This window comes from Frateuria defendens (assembly GCF_001182895.1).
GTDB lineage: Bacteria > Pseudomonadota > Gammaproteobacteria > Xanthomonadales > Rhodanobacteraceae > Frateuria_B > Frateuria_B defendens.
On the sequence record NZ_LFQR01000083.1, the window covers coordinates 20931 to 43954 of the forward strand.

The following is a 23024-nucleotide window of genomic DNA, read 5'->3' on the forward strand; positions in this document are numbered from 1 at the left end:
GCCTGCCGATGAACACGCCCCTGCCCATCCGCGCCACGCGCGAAGACGACATCGCCAACCTGCGCCAGTCCCTGCAGCTGCCGCAGTTCAACTACGTGGATTTTTCCGCCCATCGGGAGCGGGAGGAAGCGCTGCAGCGCTGGCCGCTGCTGCGGGAACTCGACCGCATCGAGGCGGCCGGGCGCGCAGCCGCCGCGGAGCGGGTCGGCGCATGAGCAGCCTGGCGCTGCATGGCGTCCGCGGCGGCGCGGGCACCAGCTCGCTGCTGGCCGGGCTCGGCTATGCCCTGCACCAGCTAGGCCAGCGCGTGCTGCTGGTCGACCTGTGCCCGGAGAACCTGCTGCGCCTGCATTTCAACCTCGACCTGGCGCTGGAGGCAGGCTGGGCGCGCGCCGACCTCGACCAGCGCCCGTGGCATGAGGCCGCCTACCGCGTGCTGCCCAACCTGCACCTCCTGCCCTACGGCCGGGTTTCGCCCGGCGAATACCGCAGCCTCGAGCAGCGCCTGGCGCAGGCGCCCGAGCGCTGGGCGCAGCGCAGGCAGAACCTGGAGGAACGCTTCGACTGGGTGCTGTTCGACCTGCCCCAGCGCCTGCCCGGCCACGTGCGCCCCTTCCTCGGCCACGACGGCTGCCGCCTGCAGCTGCGGACCGTCAACGTGGATCCGGCCTGCTATGCGCTGCTCGCCCTGCGCGGGGACGAGCCCCCGCACGGCGAGCGGCTGCTGGTGAACCGGTACGACCCCGCCCACCCGCTGGAGCGCGACCTGATGCAGGTCTGGCTCGACCGCTACGAAGACCGCCTGGTGCCGCAGGCGGTGCATGAGGACACGGCCATGCGCGAGGCGATGGCGCACCAGATGCCGGTCGGCCACCACGCGCCGCACAGCCTCGCCGCCAAGGAACTCGCCAGCGTCGCCACCTGGTGCCTCGCGCAGGTGGCGCGGCGCGGCCGTGGCGCGGAAGTGCAGGCGTGAGCCTCGCCTACCGCAGCTATCGCCATTTCCGCCAGCAGCGCGGCGCGGCGCCGGCCACCGCGCTGTGGTGCTGGCTGCTGCAAGGCCTGTGCTGGCTGCTGCTGCCGCTGGAAGGGCCGGCCTGGCGCCGCGCGCTGGATACGCCGGGCGGCGCGTTCGCCCACCTGGATGGCCGGCGGCTGCGCTTCGGCGACCCGCTGCGCGTGGCGATCCAGGCCGCGTGGCTGCTGCTCGTGCGCACGCCGGCGGAGCGGGCGCGCCCGCGCGCACAACGCCTGAAGGCCGCCGCCGGCGGGCGCTGGCGGCGCCTGTGGCAACGGGGGCGGCAGGCAGCCGGCGCCTATGCGGCAACGCTGCACCGCCTGCCCGCGCGCGTGCGCGGCAGCGCGCCGTGGCAGGCGCTGCGCCGGCGCGCCAACGGCCTGCGCCCGCGCTCGCGCCGCTGGCTCACCGCCGCGCTCGCCCTGCTGGCGGCGGGGCTGGCGCTGCTGTGCGTCACCGAGCCGTTCGGCTACCTGGCGCAATTTGTCTTCGTGCTGCTGATGTGGGTCATCGCCATGGTGGTACGCCGGCTGCCGGGGCGGCTCTCCACGCTGGTCCTGGCGGTGCTCTCGATCACCGTGTCGTGCCGCTACCTGTGGTGGCGCTACACCGCCACGCTGAACTGGAACAGCCCGCTCGACTTCGCCTGCGGCATGATCCTGCTCGCCGCCGAGACGTACTCCTGGCTGGTGCTGATGCTGGGCTACGTACAGACCATCTGGCCGCTGCAGCGCAAGCCCGCGTCGCTGCCGGCGGACCTCTCGCGCTGGCCCAGCGTGGACGTGCTGATCCCTACCTACAACGAAGACCTCGCCCTGGTGCGGCATACGGTCTACGCCGCGATGGGCATCGACTGGCCAAAGGACAAGCTGCGCATCCACATCCTCGACGACGGCCGCCGCCCGGCCTTCCGCGAGTTCGCGCAGGCAGCGGGCGTGGGCTACATCGCCCGCACCGACAACCGCCACGCCAAGGCCGGCAACCTCAACCACGCGCTGCCGCAGCTTAAGGGCGAGCTGGTGGCGATCTTCGACAGCGACCACCTGCCGGCGCGCTCGTTCCTGCAGGTGACGGTGGGCTGGTTCCTGCGCGACCGCCGGCTGGCGCTGGTGCAGACGCCGCACCACTTCTTCTCGCCCGACCCGTTCGAGCGCAACCTCGGCATCTTCCGGCACACCCCCAACGAGGGCGAGCTGTTCTACGGCCTGGTGCAGGACGGCAACGACCTGTGGGACGCGGCGTTCTTCTGCGGCTCCTGCGCGGTGCTGCGGCGCGCGGCCATCGACGACATCGGCGGCTTCGCGGTGGAGACGGTGACGGAGGACGCGCACACCGCGCTGCGCCTGCACCGCCGCGGCTGGCACTCGGCCTACCTGCGCATCCCGCAGGCGGCGGGCCTGGCCACCGGCAGCCTGGCCGCGCACGTCAGCCAGCGCATCCGCTGGGCGCGCGGCATGGCGCAGATCTTCCGCATCGACAATCCGCTGTTCGGCAAGGGGCTCTCGGTCTTCCAGCGGCTGTGCTACGCCAACGCCATGCTGCACTTCCTGGCCGGCCTGCCGCGGCTGGTGTTCCTCACCGCGCCGCTGGCCTTCCTGCTGCTGCACGTCTACATCATCTACGCGCCGGCGCTGGCGATCCTGCTGTTCGTGCTGCCGCACATGATCCACGCCAGCCTCGCCAACGCGCGCCTGCAGGGCGTGTACCGGCGCCCGTTCTGGGGCGAGGTGTACGAGACGGTGCTGGCCTGGTACATCGCCCGCCCCACCACGCTGGCGCTGATCAACCCGAAGAAGGGCGCCTTCAACGTCACCGCCAAGGACGAGGTGCAGAGCCAGGACTGGTTCGACTGGCGCATCGCCAAGCCCTACCTGCTGCTGGCGGCGCTGAACGTGGTGGGCCTGGGCTTCGCCGCGTGGCGCCTGGCGCACGGGCCGGCGGACGAGATCGGCACGCTCATCGTCAGCTCGCTGTGGGTGCTCTACAACCTGCTGATCATCGGCGGCGCCATCGCGGTGGCCGCGGAGGTGCGCCAGCTGCGGCGCTCGCCTCGCGTGTCGGCCCGGCTGCCGGCGGCGCTGCGCACTGCGGACGGCCACATGCACGCGTGCACCTTGAGCGATTTCTCCGACGACAGCGTCGGCCTCGAGCTGGCCGCCGCGCTCGACCTCGCGCCCGGCACGGCCGTGTCGCTGCTGCTGCACCGTGGCACGCGGGAGTTCGTGTTCGAGGGCCGCGTGCAGCGCAGCCTCGGCCGGCGCCTGGGACTGCGGCTGGACGCGATGGACACACGGCGCCAGATCGACTTCGTGCAATGCACCTTCGCCCGCGCCGACGCCTGGCTGGACTGGCACGACGGCTTCCGCCTGCCGAGCCTGGTGAGCAGCCTGCTCAGCGTCTTCGCACTCGGCGGACGCGGCTACCTGCGGCTGGCCGAACACCCGCCGGCCGTGCTGCGCCCGCCGCTGCGCCAGCTCGGCCGGCTGTTGCGCTGGCTCGCCAGCTTCCTGCCGCGCCCCGCGCTTCCACTACGGCCCGCCATGCGGCCCTCTGCTCCAGGTTCGACGCCATGAGTCATTTCCCGATCACGCGCTGGCTTCCCCTCGCGGCGCTGCTGAGTTTCGGCTGCGCCTTCGCCGCCTCCGCCGCTACCGCGCCGGCTGCCACGCCGGTAGCGGCCGGCAGCGTCGCCGCGGCGCCGGCCGCGCCGTCCTGGCAAGCCGACTACGGCTTCGGGGAGCTCGGGAAGCGCAGCGACATGCTGCTGCTCGGCATCCGCAACACCGAGCAGATCGAGTTCCGCCTGCGCCGCGACCGCATCGCCCGCAGCGCCGTGCTGGACCTCAGCTACACGCCCTCGCCCGCGCTGCTGCCCACGCTCTCGCACCTGCGCGTGTACCTCAACGATCAGCTGATGGGCGTGCTGCCCATCGCCAAAGAAGACCTCGGCCAGCGCGTGCGCCGCCAGCTGCCGCTCGACGCGCGCCTGCTCACCGACTTCAACCGCGTGCGGCTGGAGTTCGTGGGCCACTACGACAGCACCTGCGAGGACATGGCCAACAGCACCCTGTGGGTGAACATCGGCCACGACAGCGCGATCCGCCTCGCCGGCGAGGCGCTGGCGATACAGGACGACCTCGCCAACTTCCCGCTGCCCTTCTTCGACCCGCGCGACCCGGCCAAGCTCGAACTGCCGGTGGTGTTCGCCGGCAGCCCGTCGGTGGGCAGCCAGCGCGCGGCGGCGATCGCGGCCTCGTATTTCGGCAGCCAGGCCGGCTGGTGGCGGCAGGCGCACTTCCCGGTGCGCTTCGGCGACCTGCCCGCCAGCGGCAACGCCGTGGTGTTCGCCACCAACGACCGGCGCCCGGCCTTCCTCGCCGCGCATCCGGCCGTGGACGGGCCGGTGGTCGAGCTGGCCGACCGCCCGGGCGCGGAGCACGGCAAGCTGCTGCTGGTGCTCGGCCGCAACGACGCCGACCTGGAACTGGCGGCGAGCGCGCTGGCCGCGGGCAGCACGCTTTTCCGCGGCCGGCAAGTGAAGATCGACCAGCTGCAGCCGCTCGCACCGCGCAAGCCCTACGACGCGCCCAACTGGACCCGCACCGACCGCCCGGTGCGGCTGGTGGAACTGCTCGACTACCCGCAGCAGATGCAGATCGGCGGGCTGTTCCCGCGCCCGATCACGGTGAACCTCAACCTGCCGCCCGACCTCTTCGTGTGGCGCAACCAGGGCATCCCGCTGCGCCTGCTCTATCGCTACACGCCGCCGCCGGGCGACGACGAGTCGCGCCTCACCGTCAGCGTCAACGACCAGTTCATCGCCAGCCTGCCGCTGGTGGGCGGCCCGCACCGCGGCAAGCTCGAACAGCTGCGCCTGCCTGTGCTGAGCGGCGACGCCGGCGCCAGCGACAAGCTGCTGATCCCCGCGCTCAAGATCGGCGACCACAACCAGCTGCGCTTCGACTTCAGCTTCGCCAGCGTGGTCGGCAGCGCGCAGCGCGACGTGTGCCGGACCACGCTGCCGGTGAACGTGCAGGGCGCGGTGGAGGACGATTCCACCATCGACTTCTCCGGCTTCCAGCACTACATCGGCCTGCCCGACCTGGCCGCCTTCGCGCTCAGCGGCTTTCCCTTCAGCCGCATGGCCGATCTGTCCGAGACGGTGGCGCTGGTGCCGGCCAACGCCAGCCGCGAGCAGGTGGGCACCCTGCTCGACCTGGTCGGCGGCCTCGGCGCGCAGACCGGCTACCCGGCGCTGGGCCTGCGCGTCACCGACGACTGGAAGCAGGCCGCCGCCAGCGACGCCGACCTGCTGCTGATCGGCACCCTGCCGGCCGAACTGCGCGAGCGCGCGGACCCGGCCCTGCTGCTGGAGAACCAGCGCAGCGTGCTGCGCCAGGCCGGCGGCCGCCCGCCCGCCGAGGCGGCGCTGGACGCGCGGCTGCAAACCACCGGCGACGGCGCGCCCGTGAACCGCGTGGCCGTCAGCTCGAGCGCGCCGCTGGCGGCGATCCTCGGCATGCAGTCGCCGTTCCATCCGCAGCGCAGCATCGTGGCGCTGGAAGGCAACCAGCCGGCCGACTACGCGCTGTTGCAGGACACGCTCGGCGACATCGGCAAGCGTGCCGCGGTGGCGGGCTCGGTCGCGCTGATCCGCAGCAGCGGCGTCAGCAGCCAGTTCGTCGGCGAGCACTACTACGTGGGCAACCTGCCCTGGTGGCTGCTGCTGTGGTTCCACCTCTCCGGCCACCCGCTGCTGCTGGCCGCGCTGGCCACGCTGGCAGTGGTGCTGGCGGCCTTCCTGCTGTGGCTCGCGCTGCGCCGGGTCGCCGCCCGCCGCGTGGCGCAGGGCGACTGAGCATGCCGCGCAGGCGCACCACCGACGAGCGGATGCGCGGCCTGCGCCGGCCGCGCCGCGGCCGGCAGGCGGCGGGCGGGATGGTCGGCCTGCTGCTGGCGTTCGGCGGCTGGCCGCACGGCGCCCTCGCGGACACGCCGGCCGCGCCGGTGGTCGCCAGCCAGCGCGACTGGCTGCTGGCCCAGATCCGCCTCGGCGAGGCCACCGGCAGCATCGAACTGTCGGCGGACGCGCTGCGCCGGCTGCGCCTGATCGCACCCGACGATCCCAAGACGCTCGCCGCCGGCATCCGCCTCGCCCTGCGCCAGCGCCAGCCGCAGCAGGCCGACGCCCTGCTGGCCCGCCTGCGCGCCCGCGCGCCCGGCTCGGCGGAGCTGGCCGAATCCGACGCCCTGCTGGCCCTGAGCCGGCCCGCCGGCCAGCAGGCGCTGCAACAGGCGCATCTGCTCGCCACCGCCGGGCACGGCAGCGAGGCGCTGGCCGCTTACCGGAAACTGTTCGGCGATCCTCCGCCGGGGCTCGAGCTGGGCGTGGAGTACTGGCGCCTGCGCAGCGCTGTGCCCGGCCAGCGCAAGCCGGCCATCGCCAGGCTCACCGCGCTGGAGCGCGACTACCCCGGCAACGTGCCGCTGCGCCAGCTGCTGGCGAACCTGCTGTTCGACGACGGCCGGCCCGCCGAGGCCCTGGCGCTGCTGCGGCAGATGGGCGCCGACCCGAATGCGCGCGAGCTGGCGGCCCAGCGCGAATTCGGCTACCTGAAGAACCTGCCGACCTCGGCCGCCGCCGCGAGCGCCTTGCAGGCCTTCGCCGATCGCTACCCGTCCTCGCCGCTGGCGGGTGACGCGCGCGGGCAGGTCGACCAGATGCGCGCGCAGCTGGCCGACCCCGCGTGGCAGGCGAAACGCACGGGCCTGGACCTGCTCGAGCGCCAGCACAATGCCGAGGCCGAAAACGCCCTGCGCCGCGCCCTGCGCGGCCACCCGGACGATGCCGCCGCGCTCGGCAACCTGGGCCTCGCGGTGCTGCGGCAAGGCCGGCGCGAGGAAGCCCTGGGCTATTTCCGGCAGGCCGCGAAGCGCGAGCAGGACAGCCGCTACGCCGGCAAGTGGCGCGACCTCGCCGCCTCCACCCGCTTCTGGCTCGGCCTGCAGCAGGCCGGCGCGGCGCTGGAGGCCGGGCAGGTCGCGCCGGCGAAGGCGCTCTACCTCGCCGCCCGGCGCGAGCAGCCGCGCAACCTCGAGGCCACGCTCGGCCTCGCCAACGTCGCTCTGGCCGAAGGCCGCGACGAGGAGGCCGAGCGCCAGTTCCAGGCGGCCTTGCGCCTCGACCCCGGTAACGAGCGCGCGGTGCGCGGACTGATGCAGCGCTACGCCGCGCAGGACCGCGCCAAGGCCACCGCCTACGCGAACACGCTGCCGCCGGCGCAGCGCCGGGCCTATGCCGGCCTCCTGCGCGGCTGGCAGCGCGAGCGGCTGGAACGCGAGGCGGAAAACACCGGCGACGCGGCGCGCGCCATCGGCCTGCTCGAAGCGGCCCGGCAACTGGCCCCGGACGACGCCTGGCTGACCTACCGGCTGGCCGGCCGGCTGCGCGCGCAGCGGCGCGTCGCCGAGGCCGACGCGGCCTTCGCCGCCCTGCTGGCGCGCAACGGCGGGAACCCCGAGGCGCGCCACGCCCACGCGCTCTACCTGGCCTCCGGCGACCAGGACGCCGCGGCGCTGGCCTCGCTGCACGCCATCGCGCCGGCGCACTGGACCGCAGACATGCGCGAGCTGGCCGCGCGCCTGGAACGCGAGCAGTTGTTCGCGCACGCCGAGGCGCTGCGCGGCACCGGCCGCGAACGCGAGGCCATCGCCCTGCTGCAACGCCAGCCGCACAGCGTCGAGTTCGACCTGCGGCTGGCCGACTGGGCGCAGCAACGCAAGGACTACCGGCAGGCACTGCGGCGCTACGCCCAGGTGCTGGCCGCCCGGCCCGACAACGCCGACGCCCGCCTGGGCCGGATCGAGACCTGGCTCGACGCCGGCGACCTCGACCGTGCCCGCCAAGCCCTGCAAACGCAGGCGCCGGCACTGCCGCCCACGGCGATCAACGCACGCCGCCGGCTGGCGATGGCCTGGGCACGCGCCGGCGACCCCGGCCGCGCCCGCGCGCTGATGCGCGAACTGCTGGCCCGGCAGAGTGCGCCCGCTGCCCTGCTCCACCGCGACGCCGCGCGCCTGCTGCGCAGGGACGACCCGCAACGCGCCCTGGACGAATACGCCCTGGCCCTGCGCGACAACGGCCTGCTCGCCGCCGGCCAGGCCGCGCCGCGCGACGACCGCGCGCTCACCCTCGCCAGCCGCGAGCACGACGGCGACGACTGGCTGCGGCGCAGCCTGCGCGACGACGTGGACACGCTCTACCGCCAGCAGAACCCCACCCTCGCCGTGGCCGACGACTACGGCTGGCGCCACAACGGCACGCCCGGCCTCTCGCGCCTGCGCAACGACACCGGCATCGCCCACCTGGAACTGCCCTGGCAGGGCGGCCAGGCGTTCCTGCGCGCCGAGCACGTGCGCCTCGACGCCGGCGGCTTCGCCACCGGCGCGGACGGCCGCTACACGGATGACTTCGGCAGCTGCCGCTTCGCCACGCCCGACAGCGACGGCGCCGCGCAGACCCTCCCCGGCTGCACCGGCCATCGCCGGCAGCAGGCCAGCGGCACCGGCATCGCCGCCGGCTGGCGCAGCGCGGACGGCAACCTCGCCTTCGACCTCGGCCACTCGCCGTTCGGCTTCCCCGTCGGCAACTGGCTCGGCGGCGTGAGCGGGGGCGGCGACTTCGGCGTGCTCGGCTACACGCTCACCGCCTCGCGCCGGCCGATGACCAACTCGCTGCTCTCCTACGCCGGCGCCGTGGATCCGCGCACCGGCATCCGCTGGGGCGGCGTCACCGCCAACGGCGTCACGCTGAATCTCAGCTACGACCAGGGCGGGCGCAACGGCGTGTGGGCCAACTTAGGCCAGCACCGCCTGCTCGGCCAGAACGTGGCCGCCAACGACCGCACCACCGCGATGAGCGGCTGGTACATCAAGCTGGTCCGCCAGGACGACCTGCGCCTCACCAGCGGCGTGACCGTGATGGCCTGGCGCTACGCCCGCGACCTCGGCAACTACAGCCTCGGCCAGGGCGGCTACTACAGCCCGCAGCGCTACGCCTCGGTCGGCGTGCCGCTGAACTTCGCCTGGCGCAGCGCCAACTGGTCGCTGCTGGCGGAGGCTTCCGTCAGCTGGTCGGTGGCGCGCACCGGCGACAGCCGGCAATACCCGCTGCGCGGACTGGTCGCCGGCCCGCTGGCCGACCTCGCCGCGCAGGCCGCGCCGGCGAGCCTCGACGGCGGCGGCTTCGCGAACCGCGGCGGCAGCAGCCACGGCAGCGGCTACCTGCTGCACCTCGCCGCCGAGCGGCGCCTGTCCAACCACCTCGTGCTCGGCGGCGACTTCACCCTGCAGCACAGCCGCGACTACGCGCCCAGCCACGCGCAGCTCTACCTGCGCTACGTGTTCGAGCCCTGGCGGGGTAACCTGCCGCTGCCGGTGCGTCCGCTGACGCCCTACGGCGATTTCCGCTGATCGCATCCATGAGGAAGATGGCGCCTGCCCGCTTCTCCGACAGCCGCCGCCGGCTGCTGCAAGGCATCGCCGGCGCCGCCGCGCTGGGCCTGCTCCCGCGCGCCATCCGGGCACGCGGCGACTGCCCGGGGGCATGGCCGGCATGGCAGGTCTTCGCCGGCCAGCACATCCAGCCCGACGGGCGGGTGATCGACTTCAGCACGCCCGACCGGCGCAGCACTTCGGAAGCCCAGGCCTACGCGCTGTTCTTCGCCCTGGTCGCCAACGACCCGGCGCGGTTCGACCGCCTGCTCGGCTGGACGCGCGACAACCTCTGCGGCGGCCGCCCGGACCAGCACCTGCCCGCCTGGCTGTGGGGCCACGACGTGAAACGCCAGGCCTGGCAGGTGCTGGACGCCAACCCGGCCTCCGACGCCGACCTGTGGCTGGCCTATGCCCTGCTCGAAGCCGGCCGCCTGTGGCATCGCCCGGCGCTGGCGCAAAGCGGGCGACAGGTGCTGCGGCTGGTGCGCGAGCAGGAGATCGCCGAGCTGCCCGGCTTCGGCGCCATGCTGCTGCCCGGCCCGCAGGGCTTCGCCGGCGGCGGTCGCTGGCGGCTCAACCCCAGCTACCTGCCCCTCCAGCTGCTGCGCCGCTTCGCCGCCGTGGACCCGGCCGGCCCCTGGCGCGGCCTTGCCGGCCGCACGCCGGCGATGATCGCTCGCGCCGCGCCGGCCGGCTTCGCGCCGGACTGGGTGGTGTGGAACGGCAAGGACTTCGTGGCCGACCCGGACACGCACGGCGTGGGCAGCTACGACGCCATCCGCGTCTACCTCTGGGCCGGCATGCTGCCCGCCGCCGAGCCGCTGCGCGCGCCGCTGCTGAAGGCACTCGGCGGCCCGCTGCGCATGCTGGAGCGCGACGGCCGCTTCGCCGAGAAGATCGACACCCGCGACGGCCGCGGCCAGGGCACGCCCTCGTTCGGCTTCGCCGCCGCGCTGCTGCCCTACCTGCAGGCGCAGGGCCGCCCCGCCCTGCTCGCCGCGCAGCGGACGGCGATCCCGGCCCCCTCGGCGCCGGTGCAGGGCGAGCCGCCGTACTACGCCCGCGTGCTCGCGCTGTTCGGCACCGGCTGGCTGGAGGGGCGCTACCGCTTCGCCGCCGACGGCCGCCTGCTGCCCGGCTGGCACACCGGCTGCCCCGCCGCCGGCTGAGGCCGCGCGCCGCGCATCGACGCTGCGCCTGCCGGCGCCATCGAGGCGAGGGCATAATGCGGCCATGCCCACGCCCACCGCCCATCCGGCCAAGCTGAGCCTGCGCCAGGCCACCTCGGCCGACATCCCCCAGCTGGTCGCGCTCACCGGGCGCGTCTACACGCCCGAATGGGGCCACTCGGCCGAAATGCTGCGCTCCCAGCAGACGCACTTTCCCGAAGGCCAGTTCGTGGTCGAGTACGAAGGGCGCATCGTCGGCTACTGCGCCACCTTCCGCATCGGCGAGGAGGCCGCGCTCAAGCCGCACACCTGGATGCAGATCACCGGCGGCGGCATGGCCTCGCGGCACGACCCGGAGGGCGACTGGCTCTACGGCATGGAAGTGGTGGTGCACCCGGACTACCGCGGCCTGCGCATCGGCCAGCGCCTGTACCAGGCGCGCAAGCGGCTGTGCATGGACCTGAAGCTGCGCGGCATCGTGTTCGGCGGGCGCATCCCCGGGCTGGCGAAGGCGGTGCAGCGCTACGGCAGCGCCGAGGCCTACGTGCAGGCGGTGGTCGAGCGGCGCCGGCGCGACCCCACGCTGAGCTTCCAGCTCGCCAACCACTTCGAGGTGATCGGCCTGTTGCGCAACTACGTGCCGTCCGACTACGAGTCGCTCGGCTACGCCGCGCACCTGGTGTGGCGCAATCCGCACCTGCTCGATCAGCCGGAGATCCCGCCGGTGCCCACGCCGCAGCGCCTGCCCGACGCGGTGCGCGTGGCCACGGTGCAATACCTGCAGCGGCGCATCGCCTCGTTCGAGGAGTTCGCCACCCAGGTCGAATACTTCACCGACATCGCCGCCGACTACGGCGCCGACTTCGTCACCTTTCCCGAGCTGATCACGCTGCAGCTGCTCTCGATCGAGAACGCCGAGCTGCCGCCGGTGGAATCCATCCGCAAGCTCAGCCAGTACACGCCGCAGGTGAAGGCGCTCTTGAGCCACCTGGCGGTGCGCTACAACATCAACATCATCGGCGGCTCGCACCCCACCGAGCAGGCCAACGGCGACATCCACAACGTCTGCTACGTGTGCCTGCGCGACGGCTCCATCCACGAGCGCGAGAAGATCCACCCCACGCCGAGCGAGCGCCGCGTGTGGAACATCACCGGCGGCGAGAGCGCGGCCACGGTGCAGACCGACTGCGGGCCGATCGGCGTGATGATCTGCTACGACTCCGAATTCCCCGAGGTGGCGCGCCACCTGGTGGACCAGGGCGCGCTGATCCTGTTCGTGCCCTTCTGCACCGACGTGCGCGAAGGTTATCTTCGCGTGCGCTACTGCTCGCAGGCGCGGGCGATCGAGAACCAGTGCTACGTGGTGCTTTCCGGCAACGTGGGCAACCTCCCCGGCGTGAACAACTTCGACATCCAGTACGGGCAGAGCTGCATCCTCACGCCCAGCGACTTCCCCTTCGCGCGCGACGGCGTCGCCGCCGACTCCACGCCCAACATCGAGACCGTGCTGTTCGCCGACCTGCGCCTGGACAACCTTGCCCGCGCGCGCAACGCCGGCGCGGTGCAGAACCTCAAGGACCGGCGCTTCGACCTCTACGAGACGCGCTGGACGCGCACGCCGGAAGGCGCCCCGTGAGCGGGGAAGACACGCGCCCCCCGGCGCCGCGCAAGCCCCGGTGGCTGGGCGACTCGGACCTGTTCTCGGCGGTGCACTGGCGCCGGCGCATCCTGTTCTGGAGCGGCGCGGTGCTGGTGGGCCTGGCCGCGGTGGGCTTCGCCAGCGCGGCGGACTGCGTGTTCGAGCTGTTCCACCGCGCCGAGCAGCACAGCCGCTTCTGGCCCTTCCTGATCACCCCCGCGATGTTCGCCCTGCTCGCCTGGCTCACCCAGGGCGCGCTCCGTGCCACGCGCGGCTCGGGCATCCCGCAGGCCATCGCCGCGCTCAAGGTGGAGGACGAGACCTTCCGCCGCAGCCTGCTTTCGCTGCGCGTGGCGCTGGGCAAGATCGCGCTGACCCTGGCCGCGCTGCTCGGCGGCGCCTCGGTGGGACGCGAGGGGCCGACCGTGCACGTGGGCGCCGGCCTGCTCTATTCGCTGGGCCGGCGCTTCGGCTTCGCGGAACCGGCGGCGGCCGGGCGCTTCATCCTGGCCGGCTCCGCCGCCGGGCTCGCCGCCGCGTTCAACACGCCGCTGGCCGGCGTGGTGTTCGCCATCGAGGAGATGAGCGGCGCGTTCGAGCACCGCATGAGCGGCATCATCCTCACCGCGGTGATCATCGCCGGCGTGGTGTCGCTCGGCATACTCGGCAACTACGCCTACTTCGGCCGCTTCGACATCATGCTGCCGCTGGGCAAGGCCTGGCTCGCGGTGCTCGCCACCGGCGCGGTGTGCGGGCTGGCCGGCGGGCTGTTCGCGCGGCTGATCCTGCCCGGCGCGCACGGCCTGGCCGGGCACGTGGGCCGGCTGCGCGGTCGCTCGCCGGTGCTGTTCGCCGCCGGCTGCGGCCTGGCGCTGGTGCTGCTCAGCCAGTTCACCCACGCGGGGCTTTACGGCACCGGCTACGAGCAGGCGCGGGCCATCCTGGAGAACCGCAGCGAGACCGGCCAGGCCTTCGGCGTGCTGAAGTTCCTCGGCAACATCGCCTCGTTCTGGGCCGGCATCCCCGGCGGCATCTTCTCGCCGGCGCTGGCCGTGGGCGCGGGCCTGGGGCAGAACCTCGCCGCCATGCTGCCCGGCTCCGACCCTTCCGCCGTGGTGCTGCTGGCGATGGCCGGCTACCTCGCCGGCGTCACCCAGGCACCGCTCACCGCCACGGTGATCTCGATGGAGCTGACCGCCAACCAGCAGATGGCGCTGCCGATCATGGCCACCTGCCTGCTGGCGCGCGCCGCCTCGTCCCTGCTGTGCCGCAAGCCGGTGTACCACGCGCTGGCCGACGTGCTGATCGAGGCCCACGCGCGAGCGGGCGCCGCCGCGACGGCCGCGGAGGCGGAGGCCGGGACCACGCCGGAAGGCCCCGCCGAAAAGCAGGAGTTGCCCGGCCCCGACCGCCCGGAACGCCCATGACCGCGCCGCGCTGGGACCGCCTGCTGCTCGATGCCAGGCTCGCCACCTTCGCGGGCCCCGCGCCGTATGGCCTGATCGAGCACGGCGCGCTCGCCGTCCACGACGGCCGCATCGCCTGGGTCGGCCCGCTCGACGCCTTGCCGCGCGAGGCCAGCCGCCTCGCCGCCCACGTCGAATCGCTGGACGGCGCGCTGGTCACGCCTGGCCTGATCGACTGCCACACCCACCTCGTGTTCGGCGGCCAGCGCGCGCACGAGTTCGACCTGCGCCTGAACGGCGCCAGCTACGAGGACATCGCCCGCGCCGGCGGCGGCATCGCCGCCACCGTCGCCGCCACCCGCGCACTCGACGAGGACGCGCTCCTCGCGCAGTCGCTGCCGCGCGCGCAGGCCCTGCTGGCCGACGGCGTGACCACGCTGGAGATCAAGTCCGGCTACGGCCTGGAGCCGGCCGCCGAGCGGCGCATGCTGCGCGTGGCGCGGCGCCTCGGCGAAGCACTCGGCCTCACCGTGCGCACCAGTTTCCTGGGCCTGCACGCGCTACCCGCCGAGTACCGCGAGCGGCGCGCGGACTACGTCGCGCTGGTCGCCGACACGATGCTGCCCGCGCTGGCGCAAGATGGCTTGGTCGACGCCGTCGATGCGTTCTGCGAAGGCATCGGCTTCAGCCGCGAGGAAACCCGCCGCGTGTTCGAGCGCGCCCGCGCACTCGGCCTGCCGGTGAAGCTGCATGCGGAGCAGCTCTCCGACCTCGGCGGCGCGGCCCTGGTGGCCGAGTACCGCGGCCTGTCCGCCGACCACCTCGAACACTTGAGCGAAGACGGCATCGCCGCGATGGCCGCCGCCAACACCGTGGCGGTGCTGCTGCCGGGCGCCTTCTACGCGCTGCGCGAAACCCGCCTGCCGCCGGTCGGGCGCCTGCGCGCGCACGGCGTGCCCATCGCCGTCGCCACCGACTGCAACCCCGGCACCTCGCCCCTACTCTCCCTGCGCCTCGCCGCCGGCATGGCCTGCACGCTGTTCCGGCTGACGCCGGAGGAGGCGCTGCGCGGCATCACCGCCAACGCCGCCCGCGCGCTCGGCCTGGACGACCGCGGCACGCTGGTGGCGGGCCAGCGCGCCGACCTCGCAATCTGGCATGCGCGCAACCCGGCGGAGCTGTGCTACTGGATCGGCGGCGCGCTGCTCGACCGGGTGTACCTGGCGGGCTCGCCGGTCGAGGCCTGAGCAGCGGTCACATCCCGGCGCAGGCGCAAACAAAAACCCCTGCCGGGGCAGGGGTTTTTTGTCATCCATCGACCGGCCCGCAAGAGCCGGGAGGCGTCAGGCCGACTTCTTCTTCGGCGCCGCCTTCTTGGCCACGGCCGGCTTGGTCACGGTGGGCTTGGCGCCCACCACGGCCGGCTGTGCGTCATGCGCGCGGTTGTTGCCGTAGCTGCTGCGGTAGATCTTGCCGCGGCGGGTTTTGCGATCGCCCTTGCCCATTGGAAACTCCTTGATTCGCAAATGATTGGAGGGGCCGCCATCCTATCAGCGACCGGGTAAAGCGCAAGTCAGTGGCGTTCGTGGCCGGTGCAGCCGCCGTGCTCGTCGGGGCAGCGCTCGGGGTCGATCTGCACGGTCGCGTGGCGGATGTCGTAGCGCTGCCGCAGCAGGTGCTTGATGGCGTCGAGCGCCCGCGCGGCGGCGCGCTGGTCGTGCAGCTCCGCATGCAGCGTGGCCATGCGCGAGCCGGAAGCGAGCTGCCACACGTGCAGGTGGTGCACACCGCGGATGGCGCCGTCGGCCTGGCCGAGCGTGGCCTCCATCTCGGCCGGGTCCAGCCCCTCGGGCACGCCTTCGAGCAGGATGTGCGAGGAGCGCCGCAGCAGTCGCCAGGCGCTGGCGAGGATCAGCAGCGACACCAGCAGCGACAGCACCGGGTCGGTCCAGGTCCAGCCCAGCCAGCCGATCAGCAGCGCGGCCGCCACCGCCGCCACCGAGCCGAGCAGGTCGCCCATCACGTGCAGCGCGGCGGCGCCCACGTTCATGTCGTCATGGGCATGACCGTGCAGCGAGCGCAGCACGAACAGGTTCACCAGCAGGCCCACCGCCGCGACCCACAGCATCACGCCGGAGAGGATGTGCACCTCTTCCAGGCGCATCAGGCGGTTGACCGCCTCCCACACGATGAAGCCGACCAGCACGAACTGGGTCAGCGCATTGACGAAGCCGGCCAGCACCTCCAGCCGCGCGTAGCCGTAGCTGCGGCGGTCGTCGGCCGGCTTGGTCGCCAGCCAGGCGCTGACGAAGGCGAGCAGCAGGGCCAGCGTGTCGACCAGCATGTGCCCGGCGTCGGCAAGCAGGGCCAGCGAACCGGACCAGACGCTGCCCACCACCTCGACCACCATCATCGCGGTGGTCAGCAGCAGCGCGAGCAACAGCTTGCGGCTGCTGCCGCCGTGCCCATGGGCATGGCCGTGCGGATGCGCGTGATCGTGATCGTGATCGTGATCGTGCACGTGGTCGTGCACGTGGTCGTGCATAGGCGGATGAGCGGTGGACATGCGTGAATGCTAGGTAGCGCCGGCGCCGTTACACAATCACTGCTCGGCCGCCGGCACGGCGCAGCCGTGCTGGTGCACCAGCCGGTGCAGGCGCAGATTGACGAAGTGCGCGACCGCCACCAGCAGGCCGCCGGTGGTCACCAGGGTGCTGTGCAGCGCGATGGGATAGCGCTCGGCCACGGTCACGCCGAGCAACAACAGCAACAGCCCCGGCAGCGCCAGCATCAGCGGCAGCGCGCGGCGATGGTGCCGGTAGGCGCTGAGCAGGCTGGCGAGCGCCAGCGCGCTGGCGAACAGCACGAAGCCGTGCTCGAAACGATGGTCGGCCAGAAACTCCAGCCCCAGCACCGGCAACGCCGCCAGCACGAAGGGCAAGGCGGCGCAGTGGATGGCGCACAGGAACGAGGCGCCCGCGCCGATGCGGTCGGCCAGCTGTCGCCAATTTGTGGGTTGGTCCTGCCCGGGATTCATGGGGATCGCTGCTCGCAAGAACTTGCTCAAGGGGACGAATTGTTATTTTATAACATAACCCTCCCCGATACCACGGAGTCTTCCCCCATGCGCAAGACCGTTATCGCCCTCGCCCTGGCCGCCAGCCTGGGCGGCGCCTCGCTGCCGCTGTACGCGGCGGATGCCGACGCAGCCGCCGACGCCCAGCGCGGCAAGAAGGGCAAGGTAGCCGATCTCGACACCATCACGGTGAACGCCGTGCCGCTCGGCCAGCAGGCCGACAACATCGTGGCGCCGGTGGCGGTGCTCGCCGGCTCGCAATTGGACGACGCCAAGGCCGGCACGCTGGGCGAGACGGTCTCGGCGATCCCGGGCGTGCAGACCGCGGGCCTGGGCAAGGCGGTGGGCCGGCCGGTGATCCGCGGTATGGACGGCCCGCGCGTGGCGGTGCTGGAGAACGGCCTGGGCTCGCAGGACGTGTCCAACATCAGCCAGGACCACGCCGTCTCCATCGAGCCGTTCCTGGCCGACCAGATCGAGGTGCTGAAGGGGCCCTCCACCCTGCTCTACGGCTCCGGCGCGATCGGCGGCGTGGTCAACGTGGTGGACGGGCGCATCCCGATGAAGGCGCCCGAGAACGGCTTCAGCGGCCGCGCCGAAGGCCGCTACGACAGCGTCACCGAGGGCAAGACCGGCGTGTTCCGCGCCGACGCCGGCAACGACGGCTTCGCCCTGCACGTGGACGGCATGCGCCGCGACGACGGCAGCTACGACATCCCCGGCGGCACCCAGGCCAACAGCCAGGTGAAGACCACCTCCGGCGCGCTCGGCGCCTCGCTGCTGGGCGACTGGGGCTACCTCGGCCTCTCCGTGTCGCGCTACATGGACGACTACGGCAGCCCCGCCGAGCCCGGCGACGCCGCGGCGGGCGAGGACCCGGTGCACATCAAGCTGGCGCAGAAACGCTACGACCTGAAGGGCGGCTTCAACCGGCCGCTGCCGGGCATCGCCAAGGCCGAGGCGAGCTTCGGCCACAACGACTACCAGCACGTGGAATACGTCGGCGGGTCGCTGGGCACCACCTTCAAGACCCAGGCCAACGAAGGCCGCCTGCTGCTCACCCACGAGCCGCTGGCCGGCTGGGAGGGCGCCTTCGGCGTGCAGTACGTGCGGCGCAACTTCGCCGCCATCGGCGAGGAGACCTTCGTACCGGCCACCATCACCAAGGCCTGGGGCGCCTTCCTCACCGAGCAGCGCGAGTTCGGGCCGGTGAAGCTGGAACTGGGCGCGCGCCGCGACCGCCAGACCGCCTCGCCCGAGGGCGAGCGCCGGCGCCGCTTCAACCCGGCCAGCTACTCGGCCGGCGCCTCGTGGCGCTTCAGCGATCCGTGGCACCTGAGCCTCAACCTCGACCATGCCGAGCGCGCGCCGGCCGAGGAGGAGCTGTTCGCCAACGGCCCGCACGAGGCCTCGCACAGCTTCGAGATCGGCAACCCCGCGATGAAGAAGGAAACCGCCAACCAGGCCGAGCTCGCCCTGCACTACCACGGCCAATTCGTGGAGGGCAAAGTGGGCGTTTACTACAACCGCTACCGCAACTTCATCTACCTGGCCGACACCGGCCTGGTGGAGGACGACCTGCCGGTGCGCCAGTGGTCGCAGCACAACGCCACCTTCCGCGGCGCCGAGGCCGAGGCCACCGTGCACCTGGCCAGGAACGCCGGCGGCGCCTGGGACCTGCGCGTGTACGGCGACACCGTGCGTGCCCGGCTCGACGACCACGGCGGCAACCTGCCGCGCATCCCGGCCGGCCGCCTCGGCACGCAGTTCAGCTGGAGCCGCGACACGCTGCGCGCCAGCCTCGGCGCCGTGCACTACTTCCGCCAGGACCAGACCGCCGCCTTCGAGACCCCGACCGCCGGCTACACCCTGGTCAACGCGCACCTCGCCTGGACGTTCCACGACGGCGACCGCAGCCAGTGGGAAGCCTTCGTGGACGGCAACAACCTCACCAACCGCAAGGCGCGGCTGGCGACCTCGCTGTTCAAGGACGAAGTGCTGCTGCCGGGACGCAACGTGTCGGTGGGCGTACGCGCCTACTTCTGATCCATCGCCAGGTTCGATTTTCCGGTGCGGCACCTCCTCCCCGCCAAGCACCGGAAACGCGGGGCGCTGCACGGGATGTGCCGCGCCCGCACCTTATTCATGCCAAGGCGAATGCCCCGGGCGGGCGCCCGGCGCTTTCGACGTCGAGAGTTTCGATACAGGCGCCGGCTCGCGCCGCGATGCGCCCGCGCCTATCCCTTGCGGCAGTTGCGGCAGACGCCGTGCACTTCCAGCGTCTGCGCCTGCGGCCGGAAGCCGAAGGCCTTGGCCTGCGCCTCGATCAGGTCGGCCACGCGCGTGTCGCACACCTCCTGCGCGCTGGCGCAGACATCGCAGATCAGGAACGGCACCTGGTGCGCCTCCGCCGGATGGTGGCAGGAGACGAAGGCGTTGATGGATTCGAGCTTGTGGATGAAGCCGTGCTCGAGCAGGAAGTCGAGCGCGCGGTACACCGTGGGCGGGGCCGCGTTGCCGTGCCGCTCGCGCAGCTGGTCCAGCAGGTCGTAGGCCTTCACCGGCTTGCCGGCGGCGGCGACCAGTTCCAGCACCTCGCGGCGCAGCGGGGTGAGACGCAGGCCACGTTCCTCGCTGGCGTGCTCCACCGCCGTCACGAAGCCCTTCGGGTCGTCCTGGTGACGGTGCGGCTGCAACTTGGTGGACGTGGCTTGGCTCATGGGTTTCACCTCGCCCCGATGATACACCGCCCGGCAAGCGCGACTCGGCGCGCGGACAGGCCCTCAGCGCGGCAACGGCGGCGGGCGGCGGCGCGGACGCCGCAGCACCGCCAGCCAGCCGAACGGCCCCAGCGCCAGCGCCCACAGCACGCCTTCGAGCGTGCGCCCGCGCCGCCAGCCGAGCACGGCGCCGACCACGGCAAACAGCACGCTCCACCAGAACAGCGCCGCCCACGGCACCAGTTCCATCAGGTTGAGGAACAGCTGCCCGAACGCATCCGGCGATTGCAGGTCCACACCCCGCAGCACCTTGTCCAGCCAATCGGCCATCCCACCTCACTCGCCGTCACGGCCACCGCATCGGTGTAGGCCAGCCGCCCGCCCTGCGCAAGCGCCGCGGCCGCGCGAGGGGCCGCGCCTCAGCGCGCGGCGCCCTCGCGCTCTTCCGCATAGGGGTACAGCAGCGGCAGGATCAGCAGCGTGATCAGCGTGGCGGTGACGATGCCACCCACGATCACGGTGGCGAACGGCCGCTGCGTCTCCGAGCCGATGCCGTGCGAGAGCGCGGCCGGCATCAGGCCGAGGCCGGCCATCAGCGCGGTCATCAGGATCGGGCGCAGGCGGTTCACCGCGCCTTCGTCGGTGGCGGCGAGCACGTCGTCGCCGCGCCGGCGCAGGGCCACGATCTGCTCCACCATGATCACGCCGTTCTGCACCGAGATGCCGGCCACCGCGATGAAGCCCACCGCCGCCGACACCGACAGGTGCAGGCCGGCCAGCCACAGCCCCAGCAGGCCGCCGATCATCGCGAACGGCACCGTGGCCAGCACCAGCAGCGCCTTGCGGATCGAGCCGAAGGCCCAGAACAGCAGGATGAAGATGCCGGCCAGCGACAGCGGCACGATCAGCGCGAGGCGCTTCATCGCGCGCTGCTGGTTCTCGAACTGGCCGCCCCAGGTGACGCGGTAGCCCGGCGGCAGCTTCACCTCGCGCGCCACGTCGGCCATCGCCTGGCTGGTGAAGCCGCCCTGGTCGCGGCCGAGCACGTTGGTCTTCACCGCCACGATGCGGCTGCCGCCCTCGCGCATAATGCGCGAGGCGCCCTGGCGGATGGCGATGTGCGCCACCGACGAGAGCGGGATGCTGCCGGCGTTGTTGGGCAGCGTCACCGGCAGCTCGCCCACGCTCTGCACGGAGTTGCGGTAGGGCGCGGCCAGGCGCAGCGTGAGGTCGAAGATGCGGTCGCCCTCGTACACGCTGTTGGTCGCCGCGCCGCCCAGCGCGGCGGCCACGGTGGTGTTGACGTCGGCCACGTTGAGTCCGTAGCGCGCCAGCGCGCCGCGGTCCAGCTCGATGTCCAGCTCGCTCTGGCCGCCGATGCGGTACACCTCCACGTCCGCCGAGCCCGGCACCTTGCGCAGCGCCGCGGCGATCTCCTCGCCCTTGGCCTCCAGCACATCGAGGTCGGGGCCGAACACCTTCACCGCGATGGCGCCCTTAACGCCCGAAAGCGATTCCTCCACGTTGTCCTGGATCACCTGCGAGAAGTTGGTGGGAATGCCTGGCAGCTGGTGGATGCGCCGCGACATGTCCTCGACCAGCGCCTCCTTGCTCGGGAAGCGCCATTCGCCGTGCGGCTTTAAGTCCGCCAGGATCTCGATCTGGTTGGGGCCGTGCGAGTCGGTGCCGTCGTCCGGGCGGCCGACCTGGGCCACCACCTGGGTCACTTCCGGGTAGCCGAGCAGGATCGCGCGCACCCGCTGCTCGATGCCCTTGGTGGTCTGCAAGGAAGCGGAGTTGGGCAGGTCGATGCTGAGCCAGATGTTGCCCTCGTCCAGCTCGGGCAGGAACTCGCTGCCCAGCAGCGGCACGATGGCGAAGGCCGCCACCAGCGCCGCCAGCGCCACGCCGAAGGCCAGCTTGCGCCGCGCGCGCAGGCGTTCGAGCAGGCGGCGGTAGCCCTCCTGCAGCGCGTGCATCCAGCGCGTTTCCTTCTCCTCCATGCCCGGCCGCTTCACCGCCCAGGAGAGCAGCGCCGGCACCAGCACGAGCGTGTAGACCACCGCGCCGGCGAGCGCGAAGGCCAGCGTCATCGCCATCGGCGCGAAGATTTTTCCCTCCACCCGCTGGAAGGTGAAGATCGGCAGGAAGGCCAGGATGATGATCGCCTTGGAGAACAGGATGGGCGTACCCATCTCGCCCGCGGTGGCGGCCACCGCGGCGCGCGGCGACAGGCCCTGCGCGCCCAGCGCGGCCTCGGCGGCGAGCCGCACCATCAGCGCCTCCACCAGCACCACCGCGCTGTCGATGATGATGCCGAAGTCCACCGCGCCCAGCGAGATCAGGTTGGCGTCCACGTCGAGCAGGTGCATCAGGAGGAACGCCACCAGCAGCGCCAGCGGGATGATCACCGCCACGATCAGCGCCGCGCGCAGGTTGCGCAGGAACAGCAGCAGTACCGCGATCACCAGCACCGCGCCGGTGAGCAGGTTCTCGCCCACCGTGTGCACGGTGTGGTGGACCAGCTCGGTGCGGTCGTACACCTGCCGCAGCGAGACGCCCTTGGGCAGCTGCGGCGCCAGCTCCGCGAGCTTCACCTTGAGCGCGGCGACCACCTTGGCCGGGTCCTCGCCCTTGGTCATGTCCACGATGCCCTCGACCACGTCGTCCTGGCGGTCGTAGCCGATGATCCCTGAGCGCACGCGGTCGCCGATGGCCACCGCGCCGATGTCGCCCACCCGCACCGGCTGGCCGTTCTGGCTCGCCACCGGGATGCGCGCGATGTCGTCCACCGAGCCGACCAGGCCGATGGAACGCACCACCAGCGCCTCGTCGCCGCGGTTGAGCAGGCCGCCGCCGCCGTTGGCGCTGTTGGCCTGCAGGGCCTGCGAGACCTGCTCCAGCGAGACGCCGTAGCGGCGCAGCTTGTCCGGGTCCACCCGCACTTGGTATTCGCGGATGGCGCCGCCGAAGCTCACCACGTCGGCCACGCCGGGCACCTGGCGGATGGCCGGGTCCACCACCCAGTCCTGCAGCGCGCGCACCTGGTTCAGCGGCATCGAGGGCGGCGCCTCGATCACGTAGCGGTAGACCTCGCCCACCGCGGTGCTGAGCGGGCCGAGGCTGGGCTGCACGCCCTGCGGCAGCGTCACCTGGGTGAGCTTCTCCAGCGTCTGCGCGCGGGCGAAGTAGTCGTCGGTGTGGTCGCTGAAGGTGAGCGTGACCACCGAGAGGCCGCCCATCGACACCGAGCGCAGCTGCGAGAGCCGCGGCACGCTGTACATGGCGCGCTCGATCGGCAGCGTCACGGTGCGCTCCACCTCCTCCGGCGCCTGCCCCGGCACCAGCGAGATCACCTGCACTTGCACGTCCTGCACGTCGGGGAAGGCCTGGATCGGCAGCTGCACGAAGGCGTACAGGCCGGCGATCGCCAGCATCGCGGTGAGCACCACCACGAACACGCGCTGGCGCAGCGCGAAGTCGATGATCTTGCCGAGCAT

The 23024-nt window shown here is 72.6% G+C and carries 16 protein-coding genes; 10 read left to right on the forward strand and 6 right to left on the reverse strand.

Translation table 11 applies throughout. The features are described 5' to 3' along the window. The first annotated feature begins 8 nt into the window (after nt 1-8). The 9 genes from bcsR (at nt 9) to hutI (ending at nt 14975) form a co-directional block, all read left to right on the forward strand. A complete protein-coding gene (bcsR, locus tag ACH65_RS12260; protein WP_049622887.1) occupies nt 9-215 on the forward strand; it encodes a cellulose biosynthesis protein BcsR in 207 nt (68 codons plus the stop codon). Next, nucleotides 212-976, forward strand: coding sequence for a cellulose biosynthesis protein BcsQ (gene bcsQ, locus ACH65_RS12265; protein WP_049622888.1), 765 nt, complete (start codon nt 212-214; stop codon nt 974-976). Before bcsR ends, bcsQ begins: the two co-directional genes overlap by 4 nt. Continuing rightward, a complete protein-coding gene (gene bcsA / locus ACH65_RS12270) occupies nt 973-3591 on the forward strand; it encodes a UDP-forming cellulose synthase catalytic subunit (protein WP_049622889.1) in 2619 nt (872 codons plus the stop codon). Before bcsQ ends, bcsA begins: the two co-directional genes overlap by 4 nt. Next, complete coding sequence (gene bcsB / locus ACH65_RS12275; RefSeq protein ID WP_049622890.1) at nt 3588-5876, forward strand: cellulose biosynthesis cyclic di-GMP-binding regulatory protein BcsB; 2289 nt, start codon at nt 3588-3590, stop codon at nt 5874-5876. Before bcsA ends, bcsB begins: the two co-directional genes overlap by 4 nt. A gap of 2 nt (nt 5877-5878) precedes the next feature. Further along, entirely contained in the window at nt 5879-9490 is a 3612-nt protein-coding gene (bcsC, locus tag ACH65_RS12280) for a cellulose synthase complex outer membrane protein BcsC (protein WP_153242584.1), read from the forward strand. A gap of 17 nt (nt 9491-9507) precedes the next feature. Next, nucleotides 9508-10683, forward strand: coding sequence for a cellulose synthase complex periplasmic endoglucanase BcsZ (gene bcsZ / locus ACH65_RS12285; RefSeq protein ID WP_049622891.1), 1176 nt, complete (start codon nt 9508-9510; stop codon nt 10681-10683). A gap of 64 nt (nt 10684-10747) precedes the next feature. Further along, the gene (locus ACH65_RS12290; protein ID WP_049622892.1) at nt 10748-12319 is read left to right on the forward strand and encodes a bifunctional GNAT family N-acetyltransferase/carbon-nitrogen hydrolase family protein; all 1572 of its coding nucleotides are present in this window, start codon (nt 10748-10750) and stop codon (nt 12317-12319) included. Continuing rightward, nucleotides 12316-13749, forward strand: a complete 1434-nt coding sequence (locus ACH65_RS12295) for a chloride channel protein (protein WP_082190297.1) — start codon at nt 12316-12318, stop codon at nt 13747-13749. The genes ACH65_RS12290 and ACH65_RS12295 overlap by 4 nt, the downstream gene beginning before the upstream one ends. After that, nucleotides 13746-14975, forward strand: a complete 1230-nt coding sequence (hutI, locus tag ACH65_RS12300; protein WP_049622893.1) for an imidazolonepropionase — start codon at nt 13746-13748, stop codon at nt 14973-14975. The genes ACH65_RS12295 and hutI overlap by 4 nt, the downstream gene beginning before the upstream one ends. A gap of 96 nt (nt 14976-15071) precedes the next feature. On the opposite strand, the gene ACH65_RS18580 is transcribed toward hutI, so the two are convergent. The 3 genes from ACH65_RS18580 to ACH65_RS12310 form a co-directional block, all read right to left on the reverse strand. Continuing rightward, nucleotides 15072-15233, reverse strand: a complete 162-nt coding sequence (locus tag ACH65_RS18580) for a 30S ribosomal protein THX (protein WP_064504852.1) — start codon at nt 15231-15233, stop codon at nt 15072-15074. 68 nt (nt 15234-15301) lie between these two features. Continuing rightward, nucleotides 15302-16294 carry a cation diffusion facilitator family transporter gene (locus ACH65_RS12305; protein WP_049622894.1) on the reverse strand — a complete coding sequence of 331 codons (993 nt, stop codon included), beginning with the start codon at nt 16292-16294 and terminating at the stop codon, nt 15302-15304. A gap of 36 nt (nt 16295-16330) precedes the next feature. Continuing rightward, the gene (locus tag ACH65_RS12310) at nt 16331-16765 is read right to left on the reverse strand and encodes a MerC domain-containing protein (RefSeq protein WP_049622895.1); all 435 of its coding nucleotides are present in this window, start codon (nt 16763-16765) and stop codon (nt 16331-16333) included. Between the two features lie 87 nt (nt 16766-16852). On the opposite strand from ACH65_RS12310, the gene ACH65_RS12315 reads away from it, so the two are divergent. Beyond that, a complete protein-coding gene (locus tag ACH65_RS12315; RefSeq protein WP_049622896.1) occupies nt 16853-18850 on the forward strand; it encodes a TonB-dependent receptor domain-containing protein in 1998 nt (665 codons plus the stop codon). 191 nt (nt 18851-19041) lie between these two features. On the opposite strand, the gene ACH65_RS12320 is transcribed toward ACH65_RS12315, so the two are convergent. From ACH65_RS12320 to ACH65_RS12330, 3 genes are all read right to left on the reverse strand, one after another. After that, nucleotides 19042-19524, reverse strand: coding sequence for a transcriptional repressor (locus tag ACH65_RS12320; protein ID WP_049622897.1), 483 nt, complete (start codon nt 19522-19524; stop codon nt 19042-19044). Nucleotides 19525-19587: 63 nt separating this feature from the next. Next, on the reverse strand, nt 19588-19854 hold the full coding sequence (locus tag ACH65_RS12325; RefSeq protein WP_049622898.1) for a hypothetical protein: 267 nt from the start codon (nt 19852-19854) through the stop codon (nt 19588-19590). A gap of 89 nt (nt 19855-19943) precedes the next feature. Next, nucleotides 19944-23024, reverse strand: a complete 3081-nt coding sequence (locus tag ACH65_RS12330; RefSeq protein WP_049622899.1) for an efflux RND transporter permease subunit — start codon at nt 23022-23024, stop codon at nt 19944-19946.